Origin of the sequence: Enterobacter cloacae complex sp. IR5459, from assembly GCF_049238005.1 — a bacterium.
In the GTDB taxonomy this organism is placed as follows: Bacteria; Pseudomonadota; Gammaproteobacteria; order Enterobacterales; family Enterobacteriaceae; genus Enterobacter; species Enterobacter hormaechei_C.
In genome coordinates this window covers 1-3,211 of record NZ_JBMKIG010000043.1, presented here as the reverse complement: position 1 = coordinate 3,211, position 3,211 = coordinate 1, and the positions used below count along the sequence as shown (strand labels likewise).

4 protein-coding genes are annotated in these 3,211 nt (G+C 45.9%); all 4 read left to right on the top strand.

Annotated elements, in window-relative coordinates; all coding sequences use genetic code 11:
* Window positions 1-184: 184 nt before the first annotated feature.
* The 4 genes from ACOTX4_RS25640 to ACOTX4_RS25625 all read left to right on the top strand — a co-directional run bounded on the left by ACOTX4_RS25640 (window position 185) and on the right by ACOTX4_RS25625 (window position 3,007).
* Window positions 185-739 (top strand): fluoroquinolone-acetylating aminoglycoside 6'-N-acetyltransferase AAC(6')-Ib-cr5, encoded by a 555-nt coding sequence (locus ACOTX4_RS25640; RefSeq protein ID WP_063840321.1) that lies wholly within the window; start codon window positions 185-187, stop codon window positions 737-739.
* A 130-nt stretch (window positions 740-869) separates the two neighbouring features.
* Complete coding sequence (locus ACOTX4_RS25635; RefSeq protein WP_001334766.1) at window positions 870-1,700, top strand: oxacillin-hydrolyzing class D beta-lactamase OXA-1; 831 nt, start codon at window positions 870-872, stop codon at window positions 1,698-1,700.
* Between the two features lie 137 nt (window positions 1,701-1,837).
* Window positions 1,838-2,470, top strand: a complete 633-nt coding sequence (locus ACOTX4_RS25630; protein ID WP_000186237.1) for a type B-3 chloramphenicol O-acetyltransferase CatB3 — start codon at window positions 1,838-1,840, stop codon at window positions 2,468-2,470.
* Window positions 2,471-2,554: 84 nt separating this feature from the next.
* A complete protein-coding gene (locus ACOTX4_RS25625; protein ID WP_001749986.1) occupies window positions 2,555-3,007 on the top strand; it encodes an NAD(+)--rifampin ADP-ribosyltransferase Arr-3 in 453 nt (150 codons plus the stop codon).
* Window positions 3,008-3,211: the final 204 nt, after the last annotated feature.

The following is a 3,211-nucleotide window of genomic DNA, read 5'->3' as shown; positions in this document are numbered from 1 at the left end:
TGGGCGAAATGCGCCTGGTAAGCAGAGTTTTTGAAATGTAAGGCCTTTGAATAAGACAAAAGGCTGCCTCATCGCTAACTTTGCAACAGTGCCTTTAAGCGTGCATAATAAGCCCTACACAAATTGGGAGTTAGACATCATGAGCAACGCAAAAACAAAGTTAGGCATCACAAAGTACAGCATCGTGACCAACAGCAACGATTCCGTCACACTGCGCCTCATGACTGAGCATGACCTTGCGATGCTCTATGAGTGGCTAAATCGATCTCATATCGTCGAGTGGTGGGGCGGAGAAGAAGCACGCCCGACACTTGCTGACGTACAGGAACAGTACTTGCCAAGCGTTTTAGCGCAAGAGTCCGTCACTCCATACATTGCAATGCTGAATGGAGAGCCGATTGGGTATGCCCAGTCGTACGTTGCTCTTGGAAGCGGGGACGGACGGTGGGAAGAAGAAACCGATCCAGGAGTACGCGGAATAGACCAGTTACTGGCGAATGCATCACAACTGGGCAAAGGCTTGGGAACCAAGCTGGTTCGAGCTCTGGTTGAGTTGCTGTTCAATGATCCCGAGGTCACCAAGATCCAAACGGACCCGTCGCCGAGCAACTTGCGAGCGATCCGATGCTACGAGAAAGCGGGGTTTGAGAGGCAAGGTACCGTAACCACCCCATATGGTCCAGCCGTGTACATGGTTCAAACACGCCAGGCATTCGAGCGAACACGCAGTGATGCCTAACCCTTCCATCGAGGGGGACGTCCAAGGGCTGGCGCCCTTGGCCGCCCCTCATGTCAAACGTTGGGCGAACCCGGAGCCTCATTAATTGTTAGCCGTTAAAATTAAGCCCTTTACCAAACCAATACTTATTATGAAAAACACAATACATATCAACTTCGCTATTTTTTTAATAATTGCAAATATTATCTACAGCAGCGCCAGTGCATCAACAGATATCTCTACTGTTGCATCTCCATTATTTGAAGGAACTGAAGGTTGTTTTTTACTTTACGATGCATCCACAAACGCTGAAATTGCTCAATTCAATAAAGCAAAGTGTGCAACGCAAATGGCACCAGATTCAACTTTCAAGATCGCATTATCACTTATGGCATTTGATGCGGAAATAATAGATCAGAAAACCATATTCAAATGGGATAAAACCCCCAAAGGAATGGAGATCTGGAACAGCAATCATACACCAAAGACGTGGATGCAATTTTCTGTTGTTTGGGTTTCGCAAGAAATAACCCAAAAAATTGGATTAAATAAAATCAAGAATTATCTCAAAGATTTTGATTATGGAAATCAAGACTTCTCTGGAGATAAAGAAAGAAACAACGGATTAACAGAAGCATGGCTCGAAAGTAGCTTAAAAATTTCACCAGAAGAACAAATTCAATTCCTGCGTAAAATTATTAATCACAATCTCCCAGTTAAAAACTCAGCCATAGAAAACACCATAGAGAACATGTATCTACAAGATCTGGATAATAGTACAAAACTGTATGGGAAAACTGGTGCAGGATTCACAGCAAATAGAACCTTACAAAACGGATGGTTTGAAGGGTTTATTATAAGCAAATCAGGACATAAATATGTTTTTGTGTCCGCACTTACAGGAAACTTGGGGTCGAATTTAACATCAAGCATAAAAGCCAAGAAAAATGCGATCACCATTCTAAACACACTAAATTTATAAAAAATCTAATGGCAAAATCGCCCAACCCTTCAATCAAGTCGGGACGGCCAAAAGCAAGCTTTTGGCTCCCCTCGCTGGCGCTCGGCGCCCCTTATTTCAAACGTTAGACGGCAAAGTCACAGACCGCGGGATCTCTTATGACCAACTACTTTGATAGCCCCTTCAAAGGCAAGCTGCTTTCTGAGCAAGTGAAGAACCCCAATATCAAAGTTGGGCGGTACAGCTATTACTCTGGCTACTATCATGGGCACTCATTCGATGACTGCGCACGGTATCTGTTTCCGGACCGTGATGACGTTGATAAGTTGATCATCGGTAGTTTCTGCTCTATCGGGAGTGGGGCTTCCTTTATCATGGCTGGCAATCAGGGGCATCGGTACGACTGGGCATCATCTTTCCCGTTCTTTTATATGCAGGAAGAACCTGCATTCTCAAGCGCACTCGATGCCTTCCAAAAAGCAGGTAATACTGTCATTGGCAATGACGTTTGGATCGGCTCTGAGGCAATGGTCATGCCCGGAATCAAGATCGGGCACGGTGCGGTGATAGGCAGCCGCTCGTTGGTGACAAAAGATGTGGAGCCTTACGCTATCGTTGGCGGCAATCCCGCTAAGAAGATTAAGAAACGCTTCACCGATGAGGAAATTTCATTGCTTCTGGAGATGGAGTGGTGGAATTGGTCACTGGAGAAGATCAAAGCGGCAATGCCCATGCTGTGCTCGTCTAATATTGTTGGCCTGCACAAGTATTGGCTCGAGTTTGCCGTCTAACAATTCAATCAAGCCGATGCCGCTTCGCGGCACGGCTTATTTCAGGCGTTATGCAGCCAAATCCCAACAATTAAGGGGCTTAAAATGGTAAAAGATTGGATTCCCATCTCTCATGATAATTACAAGCAGGTGCAAGGACCGTTCTATCATGGAACCAAAGCCAATTTGGCGATTGGTGACTTGCTAACCACAGGGTTCATCTCTCATTTCGAGGACGGTCGTATTCTTAAGCACATCTACTTTTCAGCCTTGATGGAGCCAGCAGTTTGGGGAGCTGAACTTGCTATGTCACTGTCTGGCCTCGAGGGTCGCGGCTACATATACATAGTTGAGCCAACAGGACCGTTCGAAGACGATCCGAATCTTACGAACAAAAGATTTCCCGGTAATCCAACACAGTCCTATAGAACCTGCGAACCCTTGAGAATTGTTGGCGTTGTTGAAGACTGGGAGGGGCATCCTGTTGAATTAATAAGGGGAATGTTGGATTCGTTGGAGGACTTAAAGCGCCGTGGTTTACACGTCATTGAAGACTAGTCCTTTGCATAACAAAGCCATCAAACCGGACGCCAGAGATTCCGCGCCTGTTGCGCATGGCTTCGCCATTTTATGCGCAATAGGCGCGCCACCCTGTCGCCGTTTATGGCGGCGTTAGATGCACTAAGCACATAATTGCTCACAGCCAAACTATCAGGTCAAGTCTGCTTTTATTATTTTTAAGCGTGCATAATAAGCCCTACA